The sequence below is a fragment of the Streptomyces sp. NBC_01352 genome, assembly GCF_036237295.1.
Taxonomy (GTDB): Bacteria; Actinomycetota; Actinomycetes; order Streptomycetales; family Streptomycetaceae; genus Streptomyces; species Streptomyces plumbiresistens.
The window spans coordinates 8,368,612-8,394,771 of record NZ_CP108354.1; the positions used below are offsets into that span (position 1 = coordinate 8,368,612).

Here is a 26,160-nt window from a genome sequence, read left to right on the forward strand (position 1 = left end):
CTCTGTGGGGCGTCACAGCTTGCCGCCCCGCCCGCCCTCGCGCCGCGCGGGCGCGATGAGCGTCGAGAGGTAGGGCAGGGGCTCCCCGTCCAGTTCGGCGGCGGGCCGGATGGACTCCTCCGGCAGCCCGAGCGCCGACCCCCACACGGCGTCGCCGATCCGCCCGCTCTCCCGCAAGGCCTCGGCCACCTCCCGCGCCTGCCGCCCGAACTTGTAGGCGACGACGGTCCCGGGCCCGTTCAACGCGTCCTTGAGCACGGCGGCCCCGGCGGTGACCGGCACGAGCGTCAACGGCTCGGTGCCTTCGGTGAGAACCGCTCCCGACCGCGCCGCGAGGTCCTGCATGGCGGTGATCCCGGGCACGGTCTCCACGACGACGCCCGGTACCAGCTCGCCGATGGTCTGCGCGAGATAGGTGAAGGTGGAGTACACGTTCGGGTCGCCGATGGTCGCGAACGCCACGGAGCCATGGTCCGCCAGCAACCGCGCAACCCGCTCCCCGGCCGCGTCCCAGGCGGCTTCCCGCCGCGTGCGGTCACTGCGCTCGTTGAGCGCGAACACGACCCGTACGACCTTCTCCTCGGGCACGTAGTGCAGCACGGTCGCTTCGGCGCGCCCCCGCTCACCCGTGTCCATGACGGGTACGACGACGACCTCGGCGGCCCGCAGAGCGTTGACGCCCTTGACGGTCACCAGCTCCGGATCCCCGGGCCCTACCCCGACTCCGATCAGCCTGCTGCTCATGACGTCCGGCACCTCTCCACGAACCGACGGGCCACACCGGGCTCGGACGCCCAGTGCGTGTGCAGATAACTCGCGTGCACACCGCGCTCCACAAAACCTTCGACCCGCCGCTCCGGAGCCCGCACCCCCCAGGCGGGAGCGCCCCCCGCCCCCGGCTCCACGACCGTCCGATGAAACTCGTGCCCCCGCATCCGCGTCCCCGCGACGGCAAGCACACTGTCACTGAGGGCCACGGCGTCCCGATAGCCGAGGGTGAGCCGCTCGCCCATCCGCGCGGTGGCATCGAGCACCCCGCACATGGGCTGCCCGTCGAGCTCACGACAGAGATAGAGCAGCCCGGCACACTCGGCGGCGACCGGAACACCACTGAGGGCGAGTTCGCCGACGGCCTTGCGCAGCCGCTCGTTGGCGGACAGCTCGGAGGCGTACACCTCGGGGAACCCACCACCGATGACCAACCCGCGTGTCCCGTCGGGCAGTTGCTCATCCCGGAGAGGATCGAAGACAACGACCTCGGCCCCGGCGGCGGCGAGCAACTCGGAGTGCTCGGCATAGGAGAAGGTGAAGGCGGCCCCACCGGCGACAGCGATCCGCACTTTGGAGCTCAGGCCGGCCGTACTCAGCCCGTCCGGCGCTTGAGGACGAGGCCCTTCGGGCCGAAAGCGGGGGTCTGGGGGCGCAGCCCCCAGGGACGGGACGGGAAGGGGCGGAGGGGGCGAAGAACCCAAAACCTCACCCGCATCCCAAGCCGCACACGACAACGCACCGGCACTCCGCGCCAGCGCACCCAACGCCTCCAGATCACACCCGACCCGAACCTGCTCCGCCATCGCGGCAACAGCCTCGACCGCTGCTCCCTGCCGCTCGGCAACCGGCACCAACCCCAAATGCCGCGACGGGGTAGAGACCTGATCCACCCGCCGCAACACGCCCAGCACCGGCACCCCCGCCGACTCCAACGCCTCCCGCAGCAACGCCTCGTGCCGATCCGACCCGACCTTGTTGAGAATCACGCCCCCGACCCGAACCTCCGGATCCCACGACGCGAACCCGTGCACCAACGCCGCCACCGACCGGGACTGCGAGGAGGCGTCGACGACCAGCACCACCGGCGCCCGCAGCAACTTCGCCACATGAGCGGTGGACGCGAGCTCACCCTCCCCGGCGGCCCCGTCGTACAGCCCCATCACACCCTCGACGACGGCGATGTCACACCCGCGCGCCCCATGCAGGAACAACGGCCCGACCAACTCAGGCCCGCACAGGTACGCGTCGAGATTCCGCCCCACCCGCCCGGTGGCGAGCGCGTGATAACCGGGGTCGATGTAGTCCGGCCCGACCTTGTGCGGGGACACGGCAAGCCCCCGCGCGGCGAACGCGGCCATCAGCCCCGTGGCGACGGTGGTCTTGCCGCTGCCCGAGGAGGGCGCGGCGATGACCAGCCGAGGGACGGAGGAAGTCACCACTCGATGCCCCTCTGCCCCTTCTGCCCAGCGTCCATCGGGTGCTTGACCTTGGACATGTCGGTGACGAGATCGGCGAACTCGACGAGCTTCTCGGGAGCGTTGCGCCCGGTGATCACGACATGCTGGGTGCCGGGCCGGTCCCGCAGCACGGAGACGACCTCGTCGGTGTCGATCCAGCCCCAGTGCATGGGGTAGGCGAACTCGTCCAGCACGTACAGCTTGTAGGTCTCGGCCGCCAGATCCCGCTTGACCTGCTCCCAGCCCTCCCGGGCCTTCTCCTCGTTGTCCATCTGGGAGTCCCGCTGAACCCAGGACCACCCCTCGCCCATCTTGTGCCAGTCGACGGAGCCGCCTTCACCGCTCGCACCCAGCACCCGCAGCGCGTTCTCCTCGCCGACCTTCCACTTCGCCGACTTGACGAACTGGAACACCCCGATCGGCCACCCCTGGTTCCAGGCCCGCAGAGCGAGCCCGAACGCCGCGGTCGACTTCCCCTTGCCCACCCCGGTGTGCACGATCACCAGCGGCCTGTTGCGCCGCTGACGTGTCGTCAGTCCGTCCTCCGGCACGACACTCGGCTGTCCCTGCGGCATTACGCGGCCCTCCTCGAAGTCCCCTGCACATCCCTGACCAGCCCGGCGATCGAGTCCGCCCGCAGCTCGTCGAGTGTCACCGCCGTACCGCCCAGCTCACCCGCGAGCTGCCCGGCAAGACCCAGCCGTACAGGTCCCGACTCGCAGTCCACGACCACGGACGCGACCCCGTCGGCCGCGAACAACCGGGCCGCGCGCGAAGCCAGCGCAACCGGCTCGGGACCGCCGGTGGCCCGCCCGTCGGTCACGACCACGACCAGCGCCCGCCGCGCGGGATCCCGCAGCCGCTCCACCCGCAGCACCTCGTGCGCCCGCAGCAGGCCCGCAGCGAGCGGCGTGCGCCCACCGGTGGGCAGCGACTCCAGCCGTACCGCCGCCGCGTCCACGGACGAGGTCGGGGGTAGCGCGACCTCGGCGGCCGACCCCCGGAAGGTCACCAGCCCCACCTTGTCCCGCCGCTGATAGGCATCGAGCAGCAGCGACAGCACGGCACCCTTCACCGCACTCATCCGCTGCCGGGCGGCCATGGACCCGGACGCGTCGACGACGAACAGCACGAGGTTTCCCTCGCGGCCTTCCCGCGTCGCCTGCCGAAGATCGTCCCGCCGTACGACGAGACCGCGTCCCGACCGCCCCCGGGCCCGCTGATGCGGCGCGGCCGCCTGCACGGTCGCCGCCAAGTGCAGCTTGGTCAGCGCCCCGCGAGGCCGCCGGGCACCCGTCGTCCGCCCGTGCTCGGTCCGCGCCCGCGAACGCCGCCCCGCGGCACCCTCACCGAGACCGGGCACGCTCAGCACCTTGGTACGGAAGGGCTCCGAGGCCCGCGCCGGCTGCTGCTCGCCCGAGCCCCCACCGGAGGCCTGCGGCTCGCCGCCGTCCTCCCCGGCCTCGGGCCGTGCACCGGAGTCGTCTGCCTGGGGACCGTCCTCCGACGGCGGCTGTCCGCCACCTCCACCGGGCCCGTCCGGATCCGGATCGGGGTCCTCCTCCTCGGACCCGCCCCCGAACTCCTCAAGGGTCTCGTCGAGCTTGTCCTCGTCAAGTCCCGGAGCGTCAAAGGGATTACGGCGCCTGCGGTGCGGCAGCGCGAGCAGCGCGGCCTGCCGGACGTCCTCCGCGAGCACCTCGGTGCGTCCGGCCCACGCGGCCAGCGCGACCGCCGTACGCGCCATCACGATGTCGGCCCGCATGCCGTCCACCTCGAAGGCCGCGCAGGTCGCCGCGATCTGCCGCAGCGCCCCGTCGCCCAGCAGCACCGACGGCAGCAGCTTGCGCGCCGCCACGATCCGCGCCCGTACGGCGCTCTCCTCGTCCGCCCACCGCGCGGAGAAGCCGGCCGGGTCGTCGTCGTAGGCGAGCCGCCGCCGTACGACCTCCACCCGCTGGTCCGGCTCCCGCGAGGCCGCGACCTCGACGGTCAGCCCGAACCGGTCGAGCAACTGCGGCCGCAGCTCGCCCTCTTCGGGGTTCATGGTCCCGACGAGCAGGAACTTCGACGCGTGCCGTACGGAGACACCCTCGCGTTCGACGTACGACGCGCCCATCGCCGCCGCGTCGAGGAGCAGGTCGACGAGGTGGTCGTGGAGGAGGTTGACCTCGTCGACGTAGAGGATCCCGCGGTGCGCGTCGGCGAGCAGCCCGGGCTCGAAGGCCTTCACGCCCTCCGAGAGCGCCCGCTCGATGTCCAGCGCGCCCACCAGCCGGTCCTCGGAGGCGCCGACCGGCAACTCGACCATCCGCGCGGGCCGTCCGACCCCCGCCCCCGGCTCGTGCGGGCCGTCCGGACACTGTGCGTCCGGCTTGACGGGGTCGCAGGAGAAACGGCAGCCGGGGACGACGGACACCTCCGGCAGCAGCGCCGAAAGTGCCCGCACCGCCGTCGACTTGGCCGTGCCCTTCTCGCCGCGCACCAGCACACCGCCGACCGCCGGGGACACTGCGTTGAGCAGCAGCGCGAGGCGCAGGTCGTCCTGGCCGACGAGGGCCGTGAACGGGAACGGGGTACTCACTTGTCGTCGCCCTCCAAGTCGCCTTCCAGCTCCAGGTAGGTGGCCCGCAGCCGCTCGATCGTCTCGGCGTCCGGCTCGGCCCACAGCCCGCGGTCGGCGGCCTCCAGGAGACGTTCCGTGATGCCGCGCAGCGCCCAGGGGTTGGACTTCTTCATGAAGTCCCGGTTCTCCTGGTCGAAGACGTACTCCGCGCTGAGCTTCTCGTACATCCAGTCGTCCACGACCCCGGCCGTGGCGTCGTACCCGAAGAGGTAGTCGACGGTCGCCGCCATCTCGAAGGCGCCCTTGTAGCCGTGCCGCCGCATGGCCGCCATCCAGCGCGGGTTGACCACCCGGGCGCGGAACACGCGGTGCGTCTCCTCGCCCAGCGTGCGGGTCTTGACCTGGTCCGGTGTGGCGGAGTCACCGACGTACGCCTCGGGGGAGGCGCCCGTCAGGTGGCGGACCATGGCGACCATGCCGCCGTGGTACTGGAAGTAGTCGTCGGCGTCGACGAGGTCGTGCTCGCGGGTGTCGACGTTCTTCGCGGCCACGGCGATCCGCTTGAACGCCGTCTCCATGTCCCCGCGCGCCGCCCGCCCGCCGAGCCCGCGCCCGTAGGCGTAACCGCCCCACACCGCGTACACCTCGGCCAGGTCGGCGTCCGAGCGCCAGTTGCGGGCGTCGATGAGCGGCAGCAACCCCGCCCCGTACGCGCCCGGCTTGGAGCCGAAGATACGGGCCGTGGCGCGCCGCCGGTCGCCGTGCTCGGCGGTGTCCTCGTCGGCGTGCGCCTTCACGAAGTTCCGGTCGGCCGGCTCGTCCAGCTCGGCCACCGCGCGCACGGCGTCGTCGATCAGCCCGACGACGTGCGGGAACGCGTCCCGGAAGAACCCGGAGATCCGGACCGTGACGTCGATGCGAGGCCGTCCCAGCTCGCTCAGCGGCACCACCTCGAACCCGGTCACCCGGCGCGAGGCGTCGTCCCACACCGGCCGGCAGCCCAGCAGCGCCAGGATCTCGGCGATGTCGTCGCCCTGGGTGCGCATCGCGGACGTGCCCCACACCGTCAGGCCGACGGACTTCGGGTAGTCGCCGGTGTCCTGGAGGTACCGCTGCACCAGCGAGTCCGCGAGGGACTGCCCGACCTCCCAACTCAGCCTGGACGGAATGGCCTTGGGGTCGACGGAGTAGAAGTTGCGGCCGGTCGGGAGGACGTTGACCAGGCCGCGCGTCGGCGAACCGGACGGGCCCGCCGGGACGTAACCCCCGTTCAGCGCCTTGAGGATGTGGCCGATCTCGTCGGTGGTCTTCTCCAGGCGAGGCACGACCTCGTCGCAGGCGAACTCCAGCACGGCGACGGCGTCGGGCAGTTCGGTGCCGATGACCTCCCGTACGAGAGGTGCGCACTCGGCCGCGGCCCACCCGCGTGCCTCCATGCCCTCGGCGAACCGCCGGCACAGCTGCTCCAGCAGATCGATGGCGTCGGCGGCCGAGCGGGACGGGCCCTCGACGAGATCCGTCAGCTCCACCGGGACCTTGACCGGCGCCCCGGGCTCGGCCAGCAACTCCTTCTCCGTGAGCCCGAAATGAGTCGCGAGGCAGGCCCGCAGCCCCGGCAGCGCGTTCGCCTGCCCGCCCCACACCTGCGAGGCGCGCAGCACGGCGAGCACCAGGTTCACCCGCGGCTCGCCGACCGGGCCGCCGCCGAGGATGTGCAGCCCGTCCCGGATCTGCACGTCCTTGATCTCGCACAGATAGCCGTCGATGTGCATGACGAACTCGTCGAACGCGTCGTCGTCCGGCTGGTCGTCGACGTGCAGGTCGTGATGCAGCTCGGCCGCCTTGACCAGCGTCCAGATCTGCGCGCGCACGGCCGGCGCCTTCGTCGGGTCCAGGTCGGAGACGAGCGCGTACTCGTCGAGCAGCTGCTCCAGCTTGGCCAGGTCGCCGTACGTGTCCGCGCGTGCCATGGGCGGCACCAGGTGGTCGACGACGGTGGCGTGCCCGCGGCGCTTGGCCTGGGTGCCCTCGCCGGGGTCGTTGACGATGAACGGGTAGATGAGCGGCAGCTCCCCGAGGACGGCGTCCGGAGCGCACCCCCCGCTGAGCCCGAGCCCCTTGCCCGGCAGCCACTCCATCGTGCCGTGCTTGCCCATGTGCACGACGGCGTCGGCGCCGAAGCTGTTCTCCAGCCACCGGTAGGCCGCCATGTAGTGGTGCGAGGGCGGCATGTCCGGGTCGTGGTAGATCGCGATCGGGTTCTCGCCGAAGCCGCGCGGCGGCTGGATCATCACGACGACGTTCCCGAACTGGAGGGAGGCGAGCACGATGTCGTCCCCGTCGACGTACAGGCTGCCCGGCGGCTCGCCCCAGGCCTCCAGCATCCCGTCCCGCAGCTTGGGGTCGAGCGTGTCGAACCACGCCCGGTAGTCGGCCAGCGGCACTCGCGCGGGCGCGGCGGCGAGCTGCTCCTCGGTGAGCCATTCGACGTCGTGGCCACCGGCGTTGATCAGCCGGTGGATCAACTCGTCGCCGTTGTCGGGGTGTCCCTCCACGACGTACCCGGCGTCCCGGAGCGCGTCCAGGACGCGGATCGCCGAGGCGGGCGTGTCCAGCCCCACGGCGTTGCCGACCCGCGAGTGCTTGGTCGGATAGGCGGTGAAGACGAGCGCGAGCTTCTTGTCCCGGTTCGGCTTGTGCTTCAGCACCGCGTGCCGTACGGCGATTCCGGCGACCCGAGCGGCCCGCTCGGGGTCGGCGACGTACACGGGTACGTCGTCCGGGCCCTGTTCCTTGAAGGAGAAGGGGACCGTGATCAGGCGCCCGTCGAACTCGGGGATCGCGACCTGCATCGCCGCGTCCATGGGGGAGAGGGCGGCGTCGGACGCCTCCCAGGCGCTCTTCGAGGAGGTCAGGCACAGACCCTGCAGCACGGGGATGTCGAGGTCGGCGAGCGCCCCGATGTCCCAGGCCTCCTCGTCGCCGCCGGCCGACGCCTGCGAGGCGTGCGTACCGCCGGCGGCGAGGACGGTGGCGACGAGGGCATCGGCCTTCCCGAGGAGCTCGTACAGCCCGGAGTCGGCACCGCGCAGCGAACCGCAGTAGACGGGCAGGGCGTTGGCGCCCTTCGCCTCGATCGCGTCGCACAGCGTGTCCACGAAGGCGGTGTTGCCGCTGAGCTGGTGGGCGCGGTAGAAGAGCACGCCGATGCTGGGGCGGCCCTCGACGAAGGCGCGCTCCCCATGGACGCCGTACTCCGGCATCTTCTGCGGCTCGACGAACCCCTCACCCGTCAGCAGCACGGTGTCCGAGAGGAACCGCGCGAGCTCGGTGAGGTTGGCGGGCCCGCCCTCGACGAGATACCGCAGCGCCTCGGCCACCACACCGGCAGGCACCGACGACTCGGCCATGAGCTCCGCGTCGGGCACGGTCTCTCCGCCGAGCAGCACGGTGGGGATCCCCGAGGCCTTGAGAGCCGCGAGCCCGTCCTCCCAGGCCCGCTTGCCGCCGAGCAGCCGTACGACGGCGATGTCCGAGCCCTCGACGAGCCCCGGCAGTTCCTCCGCGACATCCACCCGGGTCGGATTGCCGATCCGGTACGAGGCGTCGGAAGCGGCCCGGGCCGCCAGCAGATCCGTGTCGGCGGTCGACAACAACAACACTGTGCTCATGCGGGCGCTCCCGGTGGAATGAAAGGCAGTCCTTGCGGCGCGCCGGACTCGATGAGCCGCCACAGCGCGTCCGTGTCCGCGTGCTGTTCGATCAGGTCGCCGAGCCGGTCGAGCTGCTCCTCGCGCAGCGCGGCGAACGAGGTGTCGGCGGCCGGCACGAAACGGCGGCCCGCGGCGGCCGCCACCTCGCGCAGGAACGCCCGCCGGAACCCGTCCGACTCCAGCGAGCCGTGCCAGTGGGTGCCCCAGGTGCCCCCGACCCGGCAGCCGTCGAGGAACGGGTCACCGCCCTCGATCTCGGCGACCCCGTGATGGATCTCGTACCCCTCGACCTGCTCGCCGAGGGCCTCGCCGACGGGCCGGGTGAGGGTCTTCTCGCGGGCGAACCGCACCCGCACGGGAAGGAGCCCGAGCCCCTCGACATGCCCGCGCCGGCTCTCGACCTCGTCCTCGATGTGCTCGCCGAGGACCTGGAAGCCACCGCAGATACCGAGGATCGGCCGTCCTTGAGCGGCCCTCCTCATGATCGCCTCGGCCAGTCCCCGCTCCCGCAGCCACTCCAGGGCCCGGACGGTCCCCCGGGTCCCCGGAATGACGACGAGGTCGGCGTCGGCCAACTCCTCCGGCCGGTCCACGAACCGCACGACGACACCCGGCTCGGCGGCCAGTGCGTCGACATCGGTGAAGTTGGACATCAGCGGGACCGCACAGACGGCGACCCGCAGCACGTCCTCCCCGACGGGCGGGGCGACGACCGACTCCCTGACCGTCCCCCGCAGGGAGACCCGCAGCCCGTCCTCTTCGTCGATCCCGAGCCCGTGCCGGAACGGCAGGACGCCGTACGTGCGCCGCCCGGTGAGCGAGTGCAGCATGTCGAGCCCGGGCTCCAGCAGGGACACGTCCCCCCGGAACTTGTTGACGAGGAACCCGGCGACGAGCGCCTGATCCTCGGGCGACAGCAGCGCGACGGTCCCGAAGAACGAGGCGAAGACACCCCCACGATCGATGTCACCGACGACGAGCACGGGCAGCCCGGCATTCCGGGCGATCCCCATGTTGACGATGTCGGTCCGCCGGAGATTGATCTCGGCGGGGCTGCCGGCCCCCTCACAGATCACCGCGTCATACGTGCCCCGCAACTCCGCGAGACAGTCGAGAACGGTCCCCAGAAGCTGCTGCTGCCGCCCCCCGTGCAGCCTTTTCCCGGGGGCCGACCCCCCAGACCCCCCGAAGAACCCCCGCGCACTGAGCTCCCCGACAGGCTTCCCGAGCAGCACGACCTGGCTGCTCTGCTCACCGCCCGGCTTCAGCAGCACGGGATTCATGAGCGCGGTCGGCTCGACCCGACAGGCCTGGGCCTGCATGGCCTGGGCCCGCCCGATCTCGGCGCCCTCGCGCGTCACGAACGAATTGAGGGACATGTTCTGCGCCTTGAAGGGCGCCACCTTGACCCCCTGCCGCACCAGCCACCGACAGATCCCGGCGGTGACGACACTCTTGCCGGCGTCGGAGGTGGTGCCGGCGACGAGGAGACCCCCACCCGTCATGACGTACGCCCCTTTGCTACGAGCCGTGCGGCGACACTGACACCGAGCGCGAGCCAACCGACGCGCTGCGAGAGTCGTACGGACCGTTCGACGTCGGGCGTGGCGACCGCGCGCCCCTGTGTGTTGAGCACGGGCCGATGCTCCACCCGCCCCGCATAGGACAAGGTGCCGCCGAGCCGCACCCCGAGCGCCCCCGCGAAGGCCGCCTCCACGGGCCCGGCGTTGGGACTCGGATGCTTCGCGGCATCGGTCCGCCAGGCGCGTACGGCCCCCCGTGGATCCGGCCCGGCCACCGCGGCCAGTACGGCGGTCAGCCGCGCCCCCGGCCACCCCGCGAGATCGTCGAGCCGGGCGGAAGCCCACCCGTACCGCCGATACCTGGGCGACTTGTGCCCCACCATGGCGTCAAGGGTGTTCACGGCCCGGAACCCGAGCAGCCCGGGCACCCCGGCCACGGCCCCCCACACCAGCGCCCCGACCACCGCGTCGGACGTGTTCTCGGCAACGGACTCCACCACGGCCCGGGCGATCCCGTCGGCGTCGAGAGCCTGCGGATCCCGCCCGCACAGATGCGGCAGCCGAGCCCGCGCGGCGTCGACGTCCCCGGCCTCCAGCGCCCGCCCGATGACCCGGGCCTCCCGCGCCAGCGAAGTCCCCCCGACGACGGCCCAGGTGGCGGCACCGGTCAGCGCGACGGAAGCGGCAGGTGACGTACGGACGGCCCGAACAGCAACGCTCCCCAGGGCGACAGCACCCCCGGCACACACGACGGCATGCAGCGCGCCCCACCCCCGGTGGTCCCGCCACAGCACCCGTTCCACGGCACCCGCGGCCCGTCCGAACACGGCGACCGGATGCCCACGGCGCGGATCGCCGAGCAGGAGGTCGCCGAGAAGGCCGGCGGCGGCGCCGTACGCGAAAACGCGATCGGCACGCATCGACTCAGCCGACCGCTGTCACAGACAGGACGCTGGTGTTGAACCTCAAACGGCAGCCGCGCATGGCGATATGTCCTCACTCAGGGTGTCCACGCCCTGGTTCGACGAGATCGGCGGTGAGAGTTCCTGGCTCCCGGGGCTTCCTACCCCGGTGACAGTGGCGGGACCGCGCCGGACTCACACCGGCTTCCTCTCCTACCGCCGTACATGGCTCCGGCAGTCCACCACGGGGTTGGAAGGGCCGTCAACTTGCTGTTGACCTGCGGGAGCGGAGTGTGCAGAAGCCCACACGGGTCACACCGGCTAGCACTCCGCCGGGGCCCCGTGGACCGACTCCGGGCGAATTTCCCTGTGATGAGTGGCGTTCCGTGAAGCCGGTTGCGGCAGGAGGCCGCGGCACCTCCAATACCTGGTACGAAGTGCTACCAGATATAGGGAAATTCATAAACATTTATGAGTATTGACGAAGTGGGTGCATGGGGAGAATCGGCGCGTTTCCTGGAGGATCTCGGCACCACGGTGATACGGGTGTGCGGCGGCGACGGGCGGCCCGTCGGGACCGGGTTCCTGCTGGCGCCCGGCACGGTGGCCACCTGCGCCCATGTCGTCGCCGACGCGTTGGGAACCGACGCGAGGTCGTCGACGCCGCCTGCCTCACCGGTGACCGTGGAGTTCGCCCTGCTGCCGGGAGCGGTGAGGTACGAGGCGTCGGTGTCGGCCTGGCGGCCGGTGGCCGACGACGGCACCGGTGACATCGCACTGCTCCGGCTACCGGAAGGCGCGCCCGCCGGCGCGGTCCCCCTCGCGGACGCCGGCGACGTCTGGCACCACCGTTTCCGCCTCCTCGGCTTCCCTGCCGGCGCCGAACACGGCGCTTGGATCGGTGGACGGCTGCTCGGTGCGGTAGGCCAGGGCTGGATCTCGATGGAGACGGACGGCCCGGCCCACCGCATCGGCCCCGGATGCAGCGGAGCCCCGGTCTGGGACGAGGACCTGGGTGCGGTCGTCGGCATGACGGTCGCGACCGACCGCGGTGCCTCGGCCGTGACGTCGTATCTGATCCCGGCCGCCGCCATCCTGGAGCTCCAGCCCGGGGCGCGTCGCTGCCCCTACAGAGGACTCGATGCCTTCCGCGAGGAGGACGCCGAGTACTTCTTCGGCCGCGAGGAGGAGACCCGCCGGCTCCTCGACGCGGTCGAGCGGCACCTGGTGGTGCCGGTCGTCGGCCCGTCCGGCAGCGGGAAGACCTCCCTGGTACGGGCGGGGGTCCTGCCCCGCCTGAGGGCCGAGGGGTTCACCGTCTCCGAGATCCGCCCCCTGCCGGGCACCCGGGCGTCGCTGACGGTGGCTCGCGCGGTGGTGGGAGTACTGGAGACGGGGGCAGCCGCATCCGCGGGGCCGGGCGGAGAGGCTTGCGCGGGGCCGGGCGGGGACGCATCTGCTGCGCCTGGTTCTGCTTCTGGGCCTTGGGCGGTGCCCGACCCTCGTCCCGAGCAGGGCTCGGCGTCTGCGTCCGGTTCGGGGCCCCCGCCCGCTCCTGACTCCGCGTCGGCGGATCCCGCGCCCGCGGCGTCCGCCGCGCCCGGCACCGCTCTGGCCGTCGTCGAGCACGAGCGCGCCGCGCTCGTCCTGGCCGATCTGCTGGACTCTGCCGACGGCATGACCCCCGCCGAACTCGGACGACGTCTGCTCGATCACTGCGGCCCGCGCGGCCACGTCTTCTTCCTCAACCAACTGGAGGAGACCGTCGCCGCCGAACCGGCCACCGCCCGCGCCCTGCTGGCCCTGATGGTCGGTATGGTCTCGGTTCCGGCCGAAGGGCGACGGCTGCGCGTCCTGGCCACCCTGCGCTCGTCCTGCCTGGACGACCTCGCCGACCCCGCCACCGCCCGCGTCCTGAGCGACTGTGCCCAAGTGGTGGCGCCCCTGGGCCGATCGAGCCTGCTGCGTGCCGTCGAGAGCCCCGCGGCCCGCGTCCCCGGCCTCACCCTCGACACCGGGCTGGCCGAACGCATCGTCGACGACGCCGAGGACGAACCGGGCCGTCTGCCTCTGGTGGAGTTCACTCTCACGGAACTCTGGGCGCACGAGAAGGGCATCCGTCTCACCCACTCCGGCTACGAGGCCCTGGGCGGGGTCGCCGGCGCCCTGTCCAACCACGCGGAGGAGCGCGTCGGCAACGTCATCGCCGCGCACGGCGAGGCCCCGGTCCGCCGCCTGTTCACCCAACTCGCCCGCCCCGACGACACGGGCGGCTTCACCCGCAAGCCGGTACGCCTCGCGCCCCTGCCGCCCGAACTCCGGACCGTGGCCGAGGCCCTGGCCACCCACACGCGCTTCATCCGCATCACCCACGGCCCCGACGACGACCCCATCGTCGACCTCGCCCACGAGGAACTGGTCCGCGCCTGGGGCCCCCTGAAGAAGTGGCTGGACGATTCCCGCGATTTCCGGGCCTGGCAGGAACGGCTGTTGCAGGCACTCGCCCACTGGAAGGAGACGGGGGAGGAACCGGGCGCGCTGCTGCGGGGGACGATGCTGGCCACGTCGCTGGAGCGGCTCGGGGAGCCGGACCACCGGGACGACATCACCCAGGCTGAGCGGGAGTACGTCGAACTGAGCCGCCGGCACCAGCAACGCGCACTGCGGCGCTGGCGGGCGGCCACAGCGGTGGTGCTCGTACTGGCGCTGCTGACCGGCTATCTCGCGGTGCAGATGCGGCGCGGGGAGCTCGCCCTGGAGGAACGAGTACGGGCCATGGCGTCCCGGCGGCTGACGGAGGAGGCTGTCCGGCTGGCGGCGACCGATCCGGGCACGGCCGCGCGGCTGTCCGTGGCCGCATGGCACAACCATCCCGACAAGGAGGCTCGGCAGGCGCTGCTTCAGGCCTACCTCGGTGGCATGTCGGTGATCTCCGCGCATGCGGGGCAGGGATCCGAGCCCATCCGGAGCATCGACGTCACCCCGGACGGCTCCACGGTCGTGACCGCCTCCGTCAGCCGGGACGGCGTCGCGCACGCCCGGGTGTGGACAGGCCTCGCCGACGGGCGGGCGAGCTGGTGGCAGGTGCCGGGTCTGACCGGCAGAGGAGCTCCCGAACGCGCCGAGCTCAGCGATGACGGCGGGTTGCTGGCCATCGTGTCCGCCGACGGGTCGATCCACTGTTACGACGTGCGCGCCCGTGAGTCGCTGTGGACCAGGCCGCCGCCGGTGCTGGGCACCGAGCACAAGCCAGAGACGGTGGCCCTCGACTTCTCGGACAGCGGCCGACTGCTCCTCCACGTCGCGGCTGACAGTCTCGCCGCCGAAGAGACTGCGCACAGTTCTCTCGTCCAGGTCTGGCAGAGCCGCACAAGAAGGGCGGAGAAGGTGTCGCAGCGCGGGTTGCCGAGCGGCCCGGAGGCAGCCGACGCCGCGCTGGTCGGGGAGGGCCGGGAGGTGGTCTATCTCAGTCAGTACGAGGACGGTGCGGAAGCACGGGTGCAGAAGCTGGCGACCGGCGGGAACCCGCGCAGGGTCGCGGACGCCGGTTGGCTCTCCCACCGGGGCGCCGGTGTTGTGGTCGACCGGGGGCACGGGTGGCATCAGCTGATCCGGCTGACGGGCTCCGGCAGTGCCGGCGGACGGCGGTTCCTGGCCGTTGAGCCGAGCGGTTCGGACCTCACCGGGCGCTATGCGGAGGTGAGGAACGGCACACAGGTCAGCCCGTACGAGGTGGTCGACGTGGAGACCGGCAGGAGGTACCGCGTGCCGGGCCTCGCCTCGCCCGACACGGGCGAGGAGCAGCCCGTCGGTGTCCTCCCGGGCAAGAAGCATGAGGCAGCCCCGCGCATCCTGGCGGCTGTCGGATCGGACCTGCTTGTGCTGCGGACGCAGCAGGAGCGCAGCATGCCGCTGCCGGACCTCGAGCCCAGTATCGGAGGCGGAGCCTCGTATGTGAGAAGCCCAGGAGGCGAGTACCGCGCGCACATCCAGAACATCAGCAGCAACGACACGTCGACCGTGACGCTGGTCGTGGGTCGCCGGGACGAGGAATGGCGAGCGGCACAGGTGACGATCGAGGAACTCGAAGGGGAGACGGCCACGGGATTCTTCACCGCGGACGGCAAGCACTTGGTCGTTTGGGGCCAGGACAAGGTCGCTGTCGCACCTCCGGACAATCCGCAGGACGCGCGGGCGCGGCCGTTTCCGGACATCGTCGAGGTTGCTCCCCTCCACGGCAGCGAGGTGGTCGTCCTGACGTCCCGTCAACTGATCCGGTATGACGTCGCATCGGGCGACTACACGGTGCTGGGTGACGATCCCTGCGGTGAGCTGGGACAACCTTGCCGGGGCTTCGCCGTCCGGCCAGGACGCCGTGACGAAGTGGCAGTCGGGCACAGCAACGGCGAACTGGTCATCTGGAGCACCGAGACCGAGCAGGCGCGCAGAGACACCGGCATCACGTTGGCGGACACGGAAGCTCTCAGCACGTTGGTGTTCGACCCGCAGGGCCAGACCGTCGCCACCCAGCTGGACGCCGGCACCATCCAGCTATGGGAGGTGGAGACCGGCAAGCGAGTGGGTAAAGCCGTCGAGGGGGACGAGGACCTCTCGGCGGTGACGTTGGCCGATGACGGGACTCTCCTGGCCGGCACCGATGGCGGGAGCCTGTCCCTGTGGCGACCTGGAAACGGGGACGACCCCTATGTCACGTTCCCCTTCATCGCCCTCCCGGACGAGCTCCACCCGACGGCCGACCATCTCACCTACCGCCACGGCAACTCCGAGCTGACCATCCCCCTGAACCCGGAGGCCTGGCACAAGACCCTGTGCCGTCACTGGACCCCGTACACGCCGGAAGAGCTGAGGATCCTCCACGACTCCGGAGCGGCCACGGACTCGCCCTGCCCGTAGCAGCCCGAAAACGCAGACCGGGCGGGTGAGAGGAACACAGTCCCCGCACCCGCCCGGTGCCGTGCCGTACGTCAGAGAACGCCGGCTCAGGCCACGATCAGATAGATCCCGTACGCCACAGCCGCCGCACACGCCGCGAAGCACGCGTACGCCCCGGTGACCGCGAGGGCGGCGGAGCCGCCCTGTGTCGTGGCCCGTTCCTGGCGGGACAGGCCCATGATGCCGAGGGTGAACAGGGCCACGAGGGCCACGGTGACCACGAGGCTGATGCCGAAGACGGAGCCCAGGGCCGCCCAGTCGATCTTCATGGTGATGCTTCCTTCTCAGCCGGGTGCGCGGGACTCAGACCGTGGTGGCGGTCGACGGGGCGGGTTCGCCCGCCGGGGCCGGGATCGTGGCCGTGAGGTCCTCGGTCACCGTGCCCACGGGCGGCGGCGTCACGGCGGCCATCGCCGTGGTCACCACGCCGGCCGGCTCCCCGGCCTCGTGGGGCTCGTTGACGTTCGTGTGGTCGACGACCTCGCGGCGCGAGATCTTCCAGATCGCGGCGCTCGAGCCGATCAGGAAGACGGCGACGACGGCCGTGCCCCAGGTACCGAAGCCGGTCACGTACTCCGCGAGCGCGCCCACCAGGGCGGCGGCGGGGAGCGTGAGACCCCAGGCGACGAACATCCGGGTCGCCGTCGACCAGCGGACGACCCCGCCCTTGCGGCCGAGGCCCGCGCCCATCACCGCGCCGGAGACGGAGTGCGTGGTGGAGAGGGAGAAACCGAGGTGGGAGGAGGCCAGGATGACCGTGGCCGCGCTGGTCTGGGCGGCGAAGCCCTGCTGCGGCTGGAGGTCGGTCAGGCCCTTGCCCATGGTGCGGATGATGCGCCAGCCGCCGAGGTAGGTGCCGAGCGCGATGGCGAGGCCCGCGGAGAGGATGACCCACATGGGCGGGTCGGAGTCGGGGGCGACGGCACCGCCGGCGACCAGGGCGAGGGTGATGATGCCCATGGTCTTCTGCGCGTCGTTGGTGCCGTGGGCCAGGGAGACCAGGCCGGCGGAGGCGATCTGGCCGGTGCGGTAGCCCTTCGCGGCGGCCTTGCCGTCGGCCTTCTTGCCGAGGGAGTAGGACAGGCGCGTCGCGAACATCGCCGCCAGGCCCGCCACGAGCGGAGCCGCGATCGCCGGGATCAGGACCTTGGTGACCAGGGCGTCACCGTGCACCGCGCCGACGCCCGCCGAGGCGACGGTGGCGCCGATGAGGCCGCCCATGAGGGCGTGCGAGGAGCTGGAGGGGAGCCCGACCAGCCAGGTCAGCAGGTTCCAGAGGATCGCGCCGACCAGGGCCGCGAAGATGACCTCGGGACGGATGCCGGTCTCGTCGACGAGACCTTTGGAGATCGTGTTGGCGACCTCCACGGAGAGGAAGGCGCCTACAAGGTTCAGCACGGCGGACATGGCCACCGCGACCTTGGGCTTGAGCGCACCGGTCGAGATGGTGGTGGCCATCGCGTTGGCGGTGTCGTGGAAACCGTTCGTGAAATCGAACGCGAGTGCGGTTACCACCACAATCGCGAGGATCAGCGAGAAGTTTTCCATTTACCCAGGCAATCGTTCGAGGTCATTGGCCGGACGAACGTAGGTAACCTGAGTGAACGGAAGATGAACTGGGGCAGGCCGCACGGTGTCCGGAGGGGGCGATTCTCGCACCGCCGTACCCCGTCCGCTCCGTGCGGCCCAGGCGCCGCACGGTCAGTTGCCTCTGGCGAACTTCCTCAGCTGGGTCAGGGAGCCGTTGAAGAGATTCTGATCACCCGGCAGACCGCCGCTGTTGTCGTACTGCCAGATCGTCCAGAACGACCAGCCGGCCGGCAGCGCTCCCGGGTTCGCCGAGTCGTAGCGAGCGACCCACAGCGCGTGGTCGGAGCCGAAGGCGCGGCTGCTGCCGGTGCACGTGTTCCACCAGTGGGCGGTCGTGTAGATCACCGGACGGCGGCCGGTGAGCCGCTTCACCTCGCCGCTGAACGATTTGATCCAGCTGACCATCTTCGCTTTGGTCAGGCCGTAGCACTTGTGCTTCTTGTCGTACGGGTTGTACTCGATGTCGAGTGCGGGCGGCAGTGTCCAGCCGTCCGCGGTCCAGCTGCCGCCGTTGCGCACGAAGTGCGCCGCCTGTGCCTTGCCGGACGACTTGTTCGGCAGGGCGAAGTGGTACGCCCCGCGGATGATGCCCGCGTTGCGTGCGCCGTTGTACTGCTGGCTGAAGTAGGGGTTGCGGTAGGTGGTGGACTCGGTCGCCTTGACGTAGACGAACGTGGCGCCCTTCGTCCTGGCCTTCTGCCAGTCGACGTTCTTCTGATGGGACGAGACGTCGTGCCCCTTCGGCAGGCTGGCTGCCGTGGCGGGCGTCTCGGCGAGGGCGATTCCCCCGACGGTGAGTGCCGCCACGGACACCGCTAAGGCGCGGGCGCGGCGGCAGGATGGATTGCGATCACGAGCCATATGTCCCCCCGGAATGGCGACGTGCACGACAAATCCCCCAGAGAGTACTGGAAGATCATCGGATGCTCGCTGATCTCCGGCCAAGTGATCGAAGAAGCCTGTGTATGCCCATATGTGCCCTTTCGGAGGCGCGGGTTCCGGCCTAAAGTGCCCCCGCCCGGCAGCGGGTCGACGCCGTGCCTGGCAGGATCGCCGCATGGCTGAGGAGCAGCGTGATCCGGGAGGCGTGCGGGGCGTTCGGGAGGGCGCACAGGATGTGCGGGAGTCGCGGGGGCGGAGTGTGCGCCCCGAGGAGGCGCACGCCTGGGAGGCGCTCGTCGCGACGGCCCGCCGGACGGTGTCCGACGGACTGGTCGTCGGCACCTCCGGCAACGTCTCGGTCCGCGTCGAGGACACCGTCCTGGTCACACCGTCGGGCGTCCCCTACGACCGGCTCGCGCCGGACGACGTCACCGGCGTCGACCTCGACGGCCGGCAGGTCCTGGGCGCCCTCGTCCCCACCAGCGAACTGCCCATGCACCTCGCGGTCTACCGCGCCACGGACGCCGGCGCCGTCGTGCACACCCACGCCGTGCACGCCACGGCCGTCTCGACGCTCGTCCCCGAGCTCCCGGCGATCCATTACATGGCAGCCGCGCTCGGCGGAGCCGTCCGGGTTGCCCCGTATGCCACATACGGCACCGACGAGTTGGCCGAGAACATGCTGCACGCCCTCGCCGATCGCTCCGCCTGCCTCCTCCAGAACCACGGCACCCTCACCTACGGCACCACCCTGGACCAGGCCTACGACCGCACGGCCCAGCTGGAATGGATGTGCCGCCTGTGGCTGACGGCGTCCTCGGTGCCGGGGCTGTCGCCGGCCCTGCTGTCCGAGGCCCAGATGGCGGAGGTGGGGGAGCGGCTGCGGGGGTACGGCCAGCGAGGCTGAGCCGCCCCACGCCGCACGTCGCACGCCGCACGTCGCACGCCCGGTCACCTGACCGCCTCGCCGCACGCCGTACGCCCGGTCGCGTGCCCCGCCCGGCCCGCCGCACGCCGCCCACCACCCCGGCCCGCCCCACCGGGAAGGGCCACCCCGAGCCGCCCTCCCACTGGCCGTCGGCGAGGTACGCCACGACACTGGACGGGTGCGCACTGTCACCGCAACGGCCGCCGCCGTCACCGCAGCCCTGGCTGCCGGCGCCGCCGGGATCGCCGCCGGCCGGCTCGCCAGCGATGCCGCGCTCAAGGCGCCCCCGGGCCGCCCGCTGCCGACCGAACCCCGGCTCACCGTGCACGCGACAGCGGCCGGCCGTATCGCCCTCACCCGCGACCTGGCCGCCCTGCGCCCCGGCACGTACGGCCTCGGCGGCGACGGCTCGCACGCGGTCGTCGGCCCCGTCCTCGGCATGGAGTCCCACTCCGCCGACACCGTCGTACGCCGCCTGGAACGCGTCTCGCACGGCACCCTGAAGCCCGGCGACAAGGTCTGGCTCACGCCGAACGTGTACGCCGGCGACCCCGGCTCGGCACTGGACCTGGACCACGCCGACGTCGACGTCCCCGGTGAACTCGGCAGCCTGCCCGCCTGGTTCGTGCCCGGCACACGCGGCACCTGGGTGATCGCGGTGCACGGCCTCGGCACCACCCGCGAACACTCCATGAACACGATGGCGTTCCTGCACCGTCACCGCTTCCCGGTGCTCGCCCTCGCCTACCGCGGCGACCTCGGCGCCCCCCGCTCGCCGGACGGTCTCAACCACCTCGGCGAGACCGAGTGGCGCGACCTGGACGCGGCCATCCGCTACGCCGTGAGCCACGGCGCCCGGCGGATCGTCCTGCACGGCTGGTCCACCGGCGCCGCGATGGCGCTGCGCGCCGCCGCGCACTCGGGACTGCGCGAGCGGATCTCGGGGCTCGTCCTGGACTCCCCGGTGCTCAGCTGGGAGGCGACCCTGCGCGCTCTCGCCTCGGCCCGCCGCACACCCGGCGCCCTCCTCCCGCTCGCGGTACGCGCCGCGCAGGGCCGCGCCGGCCTGTCCGGCGACCGCCTCGACGCCGCCGCGGCGCCCGAGCGGCGCGATCTGCCGCCGACCCTGATCTTCCACGGCCCGGACGACACGGTGGCCCCCTGGGACCACTCCCGCCGCCTCGCCGCGACCCACTCCGGCCGGGTCGCCCTCCACACGGTCCGCCACGCGCCCCACGCGGCCATGTGGAACGCCGACCCCACGGCCTACGAAGAGACCATGCGTCGCTTCCTGACACCCTTGATGTGACACGACGCCCCTCTGCCGCCCCTCTGCCAACCTCTTCGACGGGGCACGACGCCTCCGTCCATCCGTCCGCACCATCCCCGTCCCCGCCCGGTCGCACTGGTTCCGTTTAACGCCGTACCAGTGGCCTGATCTCGGCCTCCGGCCGCCCGCGAGGGCCCGGCGTCGGCCCTCCCCGTCGCCCGCCGTGCCATTCCGTTTGGGTTTTCGGACCGTCAACCGGAAGACTGCACCCGTGACGTCCCGTATCCCGCGCGACTCCAGGCTTCGACTCGTCCGCCCGCGACCCCTGGCCGCCGCCCCCACAGCTGTGAACCAGCGGCGCCTGCGCCGCCCCGCACCCCGCCCGCCGGAAGGCACACCGGCCCCCGCGGAGCTGGCCAGAATGGCGCGCTCCGGCCTGGCCCCGGCGGCCCGCGTCGCCCACTGGGCGGACGTCGCGCTGCGCCCCGGCCGGGACGGCGCGAACCCCGACAACAAGGGCACCCTCGCCGACGAGACCGCCGAACGGGCCGCCCTGGACCTGGGCCTGACCGTGACTCAGGTCCGCGCCGACTGGGACACCGCCCGGCTCGCCGGTCTCGTCGAGGTGCACGGCGGCACCGCCCGCCCCGGCTGGCGGCTACGTGCCTGGGACCGTGACGACAGTGCCGTGCTGCGCGGCTGGGTCGCCCTCTTCGACGCCTGGTCGCTCGCCTCCCCGGAACCCACCGACCACGAGCCGTCCGCCGTCGCCGAGGTCGTCTCGGCGATGCCCCAGGTGCTCTCCTTCCTCCAGCTGTCCGCCGGCCCCGTCCCCGTGGACCAGCTCCTCGACCTCCTCCAGCAGCGGGTCACCGAACTGCGCACCGAGCGCTGCGAGATCCCGTACGGCCCGCAGCCGGTACCGGCACTGTCGCCCCCGGCCCAGCCGGAGCCCGCCGACGCCCCGCTCTCCCCCCTCCTCGACTGGGCGCTGCGCGCCCTCGCCTCCGTCGGTGCCCTCACCTACGGCGACGGGCAGGCCACGCTCACCCCGCTCGGCAGCTGGGCGGTCTGGGTCAAGCTGGAGCAGATCTGCGTGGCCGCGCAGAGCCCCGCCGGGAACATCGAGCAGGCGGCCGAGGACATGCTCCGCGGCTGCGCCCAACTGCGCCCGAACGCGGCCCGCGCCGAGTACCGCGCCTGGCTCGCCGCCCGCACCGTCGGCAGCGCCGTCACCGAGCTGCTCGGCGCCGCCCGCGGCGAGGACGCCCTGCTGCGCGGCCTCGCCTTCGAGGCGCTGCGCGTCGTAGGCGCCCCCGCCGAGCCCGACGTGCGCTCCGTGGCCGACGAGCCCACGCTGCGGCCGTACGCCCTGCTGTGGCTGGCCGAGCACGACGGCATCGACCCGGAGGACGCCCACGAAGTCCTCACCCGGGAGGAGGCGACCTGGCTGTGGGTGGACACCGCCGCCGCGGTCGCCGACCACGGCGAGGCCCCGATGCTCGTGCGTCACCTGGAGTCAGCGGTGCAGCCGACCGTCCCCATGCTGCTCGACGAGGTGCGTGCCGTCGGTCACCCCCGCACCGTGCAGGTCCTGGTCGCGCTCGCCGCCGCGCATCCCGACCCGGCCCTGGCCAAGGCGGTCCGCCGGGCGGCCTTCCAGGTGCACACCGGGGGAAGCTGAGGCGGGACGGTCAGCCCGTCGGCTGCCCCCTGTGGGCCATCACGCCTCTATCTCCGGGGCGTACGTACCGAAACTCCAGATATTGCCCTCGGCGTCCCGGGCCATGTAGTCGCGCGAGCCGTAGTCCTGGTCCGTCGGGGGCATCAGGATCTCCGCGCCGTGGTCCACGGCCCGCCGGTGGTGGGCGTCGACGTCGTCCACCACGACGTACACCCCGCAGGGGCCCGCGCCCTTCATGGCGGTGTCGAACACCCCGCCGCGGCCCTTGGAGCCGATCATCACCCCGCCGTTGCCCTGCACCAGCTCGGCGTGCAGCACCGAGCCGTCCTCGCCCTCGTACACCGACAGTTCCGTGAAGCCCAAGGCCTCCGTGAGCTGCCGGATCGCCGTCTTGGCGTCCGCGTACAGCAGGGTCGGGTAGATGCTGGGCCGCCCGCCGTTCGTTCCTGCCATGCCGATCACTCCTTTGTGATCCCGTGTGCTCCCGTGTGATCCCGCTGTCATTTCCGCCGGGAATCTCACCTGGTGCCCAGTCTGGCAGCGACCACTGACAACGCCCGGTGAGCAGCGTCCGCCGCCGAAGTCGCCGTGCTTTCCCCGGCCCCCCTCCCGGCCCTCTCAGCCCTCTCGGCCGGCTCGAACACCCGAACGCAGAAAAAGTGGTTGCACGGCCCCGTTAGACTGGCCCCATGGCCATTCTCCTCGCGCATTAGACGGCGGGAACGTCCTCAGCCGCCCTTCCCGTCACCCCATCCGCCCTGGAGTCTGTCCGTGATCTCCGCCTCCGGTATCGAGCTGCGCGCCGGTTCCCGCATCCTCATCGAGTCCGCCACCTTCCGCATCGCCAAGGGCGACCGCATCGGCCTGGTCGGTCGCAACGGCGCCGGCAAGACCACGCTCACCAAGGTCCTCGCGGGCCAGGGCATCCCCGCAGGGGGCACCGTCACCCGCTCCGGCGAGGTCGGCTACCTCCCGCAGGACCCGCGTACCGGCGACCTCGACCAGCTCGCCGGTGACCGCATCCTGTCCGCCCGCGGCCTGGACACCCTGATCCGCAAGATGCGCGAGAACGAGCAGCGCATCGCCAACGGCAGCGGCGCGACGCGCGAGAAGGCGTTGCGGCAGTACGAGCGCCAGGAGACCGAGTTCCTCACCAAGGGCGGGTACTCCGCCGAGGCCGAGGCCGCCACCATCGCCGCCGCGCTCAACCTGCCCGACCGCGTGCTCGGCCAGCCCCTCCATACGCTCTCCGGCGGTCAGCGCCGCCGTATCGAGCTGGCCCGCATCCTCTTCTCGGACGCGGACACCCTGCTCCTCGACGAGCCCACGAACCACCTCGACGCCGACTCGATCGTCTGGCTGCGCGACTACCTGAAGACCTACCGCGGCGGCTTCATCGTGATCTCCCACGACGTCGACCTGGTCGAGACGGTCGTCAACAAGGTCTTCTACCTGGACGCCAACCGAGCCCAGATCGACGTCTACAACATGGGCTGGAAGCTCTACCAGCAGCAGCGCGAGGCCGACGAGAAGCGCCGCAAGCGCGAGCGGCAGAACGCCGAGAAGAAGGCCGCCACGCTGCATTCCCAGGCCGACAAGATGCGCGCCAAGGCCACCAAGACCGTCGCCGCGCAGAACATGGCCCGGCGCGCCGACAAGCTGTTGGCCGGCCTGGAGGCCGAGCGGAAGTCCGACAAGGTCGCCAAGCTGCGCTTCCCCGAGCCCTCCCCATGCGGCAAGACCCCGCTCATGGCTGAGGGCCTGTCGAAGTCGTACGGCTCCCTGGAGATCTTCACCGACGTCGACCTGGCCATCGACAAGGGCTCGCGCGTCGTCATCCTCGGCCTCAACGGCGCCGGAAAGACAACCCTCCTGAAGCTGCTCGGCGGCGTCGAGAAGCCGGACACCGGAAACATCATCGAGGGGCACGGCCTCAAACTCGGCTACTACGCGCAGGAGCACGAGACCCTCGACCCGGAGCGCACGGTCCTGGAGAACATGCGCTCCGCCGCCCCCGACCTGGACCTGGTGCAGGTCCGCAAGACGCTCGGCTCGTTCCTGTTCTCCGGCGACGACGTCGACAAGCCGGCCGGTGTCCTCTCCGGCGGTGAGAAGACCCGCCTGGCGCTCGCGACCCTGGTCGTCTCGTCGGCGAACGTCCTCCTCCTGGACGAGCCGACGAACAACCTCGACCCGGCCAGCCGCGAGGAGATCCTCGGCGCCCTGCAGACCTACAAGGGCGCCGTCGTCCTCGTCACCCACGACGAGGGCGCCGTCGAGGCGCTCCAGCCGGAGCGGATCATCCTGCTGCCCGACGGCGTCGAGGACCTCTGGGGTGCGGACTACGCGGACCTCGTCGCCCTCGCCTGAGCCCTCGCCCGCGTGCCGGGACGGGTCCGGGGCGGTCGGGAACGCTTGATCGAAGGCGTGATCCACTGCGTCTGGATCATTCGGCCCATCGGTGATCCATCATCTGTGTGAGATCTCCTCGTACCGAGGTGTGTCCTACATCGATTTCACGGCCGAGCCCTTTATCGACAAGGGCTCGGCCGTCGTACGTCCCTGACCTGGCACTTCACGAAAGAACCCGTTCGGCGGTACGAACGCCATCACGTTGAATTACATATTCCGCTTGTGGGGACACGCTCCTGTCGTCAAAACCATGTCTCACGGACCTTGCCGAATGGGTGGCCATGACGGCCCGGAGGGGTGATCATGAGGAGACCAGAGCGCACTTCCCATGAGGAGGCACGGGTGGCCGAGACTCTGAAGAAGGGCAGCCGGGTAACCGGCGCCGCGCGCGACAAGCTCGCGGCAGACCTGAAGAAGAAGTACGACTCCGGTGCGAGCATTCGAGCGCTGGCCGAGGAAACCGGCCGCTCGTATGGCTTCGTGCACCGGATGCTCAGCGAGTCGGGCGTCACGCTTCGTGGGCGTGGCGGGGCGACGCGGGGCAAGAAGGCCGCCTCGTCCTGAACCCCGGCGGATCATCGGCTTCGATGATGACCACCCGGTCGGTCGGCTGATCGGCCGGGTGGTTACTGTGCAGTCACTTAGCATCTAGCGACATCGCTCTGCTGACCGCACTCATCGGAGGCGCCCCATGGCTTCGCCCGACCAGGAACTCGTTCCCCTGCTCGACAAGGACGGCGTACGACTCACCGTGGACGACGCGCTCGCCACGGTGACGCTGACCAACCCGGCCAAGCGCAACGCCCAAAGTCCCGCTCTGTGGCGGGCGTTGGCCGAAGCCGGGAGGCAGCTGCCGGGCTCCGTCCGCGTGGTCGTGCTGCGCGGTGAGGGCAAGTCCTTCTCCGCCGGGCTCGACCGGCAGATGTTCACGCCCGAGGGGATCGAGGGCGAGCCGTCCTTCATGGATCTCGCGCGCGGTGGCGACGCCGAACTCGACGGCGCCATCGCGGAGTTCCAGGAGGGCTTCACCTGGTGGCGGCGTCATGACGTCGTGTCCATCGCCGCCGTCCAGGGCCACGCCATCGGCGCGGGCTTCCAGCTCGCGCTCGCCTGTGACCTGCGCGTCGTCGCCGACGACGTGCAGTTCGCCATGCGCGAGACCAGTCTGGGGCTGGTGCCGGACCTGACCGGTACGCACCCGCTCGTGAGCCTGGTCGGCTATGCCCGGGCGCTGGAGATCTGCGCGACCGGGCGGTTCGTGCATGCCGAGGAGGCCGTGAGCACCGGGCTGGCGAACGTCGCGGTGCCCGTGGACCAGCTCGACGGCGCGGTACGCGACCTGGCGGCGGCCCTGCTGGCCGCGCCCCGGGACGCGGTCATCGAGACCAAGGCGCTGCTGCTCGGCGCCCAGGACCGGGACTACGAGGCCCAGCGCGCCGCCGAACGGGCCGCGCAGGCACGCCGGCTGCGCGACCTGGCCGGCGTCGGCGAATGAGCCGTCAGCCGCTG

Annotated in this window: 18 protein-coding genes and 1 riboswitch; of the genes, 7 read left to right on the plus strand and 11 right to left on the minus strand. The window is 71.6% G+C overall.

What is annotated here, in order from left to right; genetic code table 11:
• Nucleotides 1–12: 12 nt before the first annotated feature.
• From cobI to OG252_RS38525, 7 genes are read right to left on the minus strand one after another with little or no spacing between them, the layout of a single operon-like run.
• A complete protein-coding gene (gene cobI / locus OG252_RS38495; protein ID WP_266441830.1) occupies nt 13–744 on the minus strand; it encodes a precorrin-2 C(20)-methyltransferase in 732 nt (243 codons plus the stop codon).
• Nucleotides 741–2,207, minus strand: a complete 1,467-nt coding sequence (locus OG252_RS38500; RefSeq protein WP_329342009.1) for a cobyrinate a,c-diamide synthase — start codon at nt 2,205–2,207, stop codon at nt 741–743. Before OG252_RS38500 ends, cobI begins: the two co-directional genes overlap by 4 nt.
• Nucleotides 2,204–2,803, minus strand: a complete 600-nt coding sequence (gene cobO, locus OG252_RS38505; RefSeq protein WP_329342012.1) for a cob(I)yrinic acid a,c-diamide adenosyltransferase — start codon at nt 2,801–2,803, stop codon at nt 2,204–2,206. The genes OG252_RS38500 and cobO overlap by 4 nt, the downstream gene beginning before the upstream one ends.
• Entirely contained in the window at nt 2,803–4,812 is a 2,010-nt protein-coding gene (locus OG252_RS38510; RefSeq protein ID WP_329342014.1) for a putative cobaltochelatase, read from the minus strand. The genes cobO and OG252_RS38510 overlap by 1 nt, the downstream gene beginning before the upstream one ends.
• Nucleotides 4,809–8,465 carry a cobaltochelatase subunit CobN gene (gene cobN / locus OG252_RS38515; RefSeq protein WP_329342016.1) on the minus strand — a complete coding sequence of 1,219 codons (3,657 nt, stop codon included), beginning with the start codon at nt 8,463–8,465 and terminating at the stop codon, nt 4,809–4,811. The genes OG252_RS38510 and cobN overlap by 4 nt, the downstream gene beginning before the upstream one ends.
• On the minus strand, nt 8,462–10,012 hold the full coding sequence (locus OG252_RS38520; protein ID WP_266441844.1) for a cobyric acid synthase: 1,551 nt from the start codon (nt 10,010–10,012) through the stop codon (nt 8,462–8,464). The genes cobN and OG252_RS38520 overlap by 4 nt, the downstream gene beginning before the upstream one ends.
• Nucleotides 10,009–10,950 carry a cobalamin biosynthesis protein gene (locus tag OG252_RS38525; RefSeq protein WP_329342019.1) on the minus strand — a complete coding sequence of 314 codons (942 nt, stop codon included), beginning with the start codon at nt 10,948–10,950 and terminating at the stop codon, nt 10,009–10,011. The genes OG252_RS38520 and OG252_RS38525 overlap by 4 nt, the downstream gene beginning before the upstream one ends.
• 101 nt (nt 10,951–11,051) lie before the next feature.
• Nucleotides 11,052–11,191, minus strand: a riboswitch (cobalamin riboswitch).
• A 212-nt stretch (nt 11,192–11,403) separates the two neighbouring features.
• On the opposite strand from OG252_RS38525, the gene OG252_RS38530 reads away from it, so the two are divergent.
• Nucleotides 11,404–15,846, plus strand: coding sequence for an nSTAND1 domain-containing NTPase (locus OG252_RS38530; protein WP_329342021.1), 4,443 nt, complete (start codon nt 11,404–11,406; stop codon nt 15,844–15,846).
• Between the two features lie 86 nt (nt 15,847–15,932).
• Here the strand turns inward: OG252_RS38530 and OG252_RS38535 are convergent, their stop codons facing one another.
• The 3 genes from OG252_RS38535 to OG252_RS38545 form a co-directional block, all read right to left on the minus strand.
• On the minus strand, nt 15,933–16,154 hold the full coding sequence (locus tag OG252_RS38535) for a hypothetical protein (RefSeq protein ID WP_329342023.1): 222 nt from the start codon (nt 16,152–16,154) through the stop codon (nt 15,933–15,935).
• Between the two features lie 34 nt (nt 16,155–16,188).
• On the minus strand, nt 16,189–17,433 hold the full coding sequence (locus OG252_RS38540; protein ID WP_266441855.1) for an inorganic phosphate transporter: 1,245 nt from the start codon (nt 17,431–17,433) through the stop codon (nt 16,189–16,191).
• A 153-nt stretch (nt 17,434–17,586) separates the two neighbouring features.
• Entirely contained in the window at nt 17,587–18,336 is a 750-nt protein-coding gene (locus tag OG252_RS38545) for a lysozyme (RefSeq protein ID WP_266441858.1), read from the minus strand.
• Between the two features lie 196 nt (nt 18,337–18,532).
• Between OG252_RS38545 and OG252_RS38550 the strand changes: the two genes are divergently transcribed.
• The 3 genes from OG252_RS38550 (at nt 18,533) to OG252_RS38560 (ending at nt 22,239) form a co-directional block, all read left to right on the plus strand.
• Nucleotides 18,533–19,264 (plus strand): class II aldolase/adducin family protein, encoded by a 732-nt coding sequence (locus tag OG252_RS38550; protein ID WP_266441861.1) that lies wholly within the window; start codon nt 18,533–18,535, stop codon nt 19,262–19,264.
• A 199-nt stretch (nt 19,265–19,463) separates the two neighbouring features.
• A complete protein-coding gene (locus OG252_RS38555) occupies nt 19,464–20,594 on the plus strand; it encodes an alpha/beta hydrolase (protein WP_329342028.1) in 1,131 nt (376 codons plus the stop codon).
• Nucleotides 20,595–20,826: 232 nt separating this feature from the next.
• Nucleotides 20,827–22,239 (plus strand): hypothetical protein, encoded by a 1,413-nt coding sequence (locus OG252_RS38560; protein ID WP_266441870.1) that lies wholly within the window; start codon nt 20,827–20,829, stop codon nt 22,237–22,239.
• A 39-nt stretch (nt 22,240–22,278) separates the two neighbouring features.
• On the opposite strand, the gene OG252_RS38565 is transcribed toward OG252_RS38560, so the two are convergent.
• The gene (locus OG252_RS38565) at nt 22,279–22,692 is read right to left on the minus strand and encodes a VOC family protein (RefSeq protein WP_266441872.1); all 414 of its coding nucleotides are present in this window, start codon (nt 22,690–22,692) and stop codon (nt 22,279–22,281) included.
• Nucleotides 22,693–23,010: 318 nt separating this feature from the next.
• On the opposite strand from OG252_RS38565, the gene OG252_RS38570 reads away from it, so the two are divergent.
• The 3 genes from OG252_RS38570 to OG252_RS38580 all read left to right on the plus strand — a co-directional run bounded on the left by OG252_RS38570 (nt 23,011) and on the right by OG252_RS38580 (nt 26,146).
• Entirely contained in the window at nt 23,011–24,609 is a 1,599-nt protein-coding gene (locus OG252_RS38570; protein WP_266441875.1) for an ABC-F family ATP-binding cassette domain-containing protein, read from the plus strand.
• Between the two features lie 384 nt (nt 24,610–24,993).
• Entirely contained in the window at nt 24,994–25,215 is a 222-nt protein-coding gene (locus OG252_RS38575) for a helix-turn-helix domain-containing protein (RefSeq protein WP_004002281.1), read from the plus strand.
• 127 nt (nt 25,216–25,342) lie between these two features.
• Nucleotides 25,343–26,146, plus strand: coding sequence for an enoyl-CoA hydratase/isomerase family protein (locus tag OG252_RS38580; protein ID WP_266441877.1), 804 nt, complete (start codon nt 25,343–25,345; stop codon nt 26,144–26,146).
• Nucleotides 26,147–26,160 lie beyond the last annotated feature (14 nt).

Bases quoted from the DNA above. Each gene is read 5' to 3' on its own strand.
- cobI (WP_266441830.1), bottom strand. From the start codon at position 744: ATGAGCAGCAGGCTGATCGGAGTCGGGGTAGGGCCCGGGGATCCGGAG.
- cobO (WP_329342012.1), bottom strand. From the start codon at position 2,803: ATGCCGCAGGGACAGCCGAGTGTCGTGCCGGAGGACGGACTGACGACA.
- cobN (WP_329342016.1), bottom strand. From the start codon at position 8,465: ATGAGCACAGTGTTGTTGTTGTCGACCGCCGACACGGATCTGCTGGCG.
- OG252_RS38520 (WP_266441844.1), bottom strand. From the start codon at position 10,012: ATGACGGGTGGGGGTCTCCTCGTCGCCGGCACCACCTCCGACGCCGGC.
- OG252_RS38525 (WP_329342019.1), bottom strand. From the start codon at position 10,950: ATGCGTGCCGATCGCGTTTTCGCGTACGGCGCCGCCGCCGGCCTTCTC.
- OG252_RS38530 (WP_329342021.1), top strand. From the start codon at position 11,404: ATGAGTATTGACGAAGTGGGTGCATGGGGAGAATCGGCGCGTTTCCTG.
- OG252_RS38535 (WP_329342023.1), bottom strand. From the start codon at position 16,154: ATGAAGATCGACTGGGCGGCCCTGGGCTCCGTCTTCGGCATCAGCCTC.
- OG252_RS38540 (WP_266441855.1), bottom strand. From the start codon at position 17,433: ATGGAAAACTTCTCGCTGATCCTCGCGATTGTGGTGGTAACCGCACTC.
- OG252_RS38545 (WP_266441858.1), bottom strand. From the start codon at position 18,336: ATGGCTCGTGATCGCAATCCATCCTGCCGCCGCGCCCGCGCCTTAGCG.
- OG252_RS38550 (WP_266441861.1), top strand. From the start codon at position 18,533: ATGGCTGAGGAGCAGCGTGATCCGGGAGGCGTGCGGGGCGTTCGGGAG.
- OG252_RS38565 (WP_266441872.1), bottom strand. From the start codon at position 22,692: ATGGCAGGAACGAACGGCGGGCGGCCCAGCATCTACCCGACCCTGCTG.
- OG252_RS38580 (WP_266441877.1), top strand. From the start codon at position 25,343: ATGGCTTCGCCCGACCAGGAACTCGTTCCCCTGCTCGACAAGGACGGC.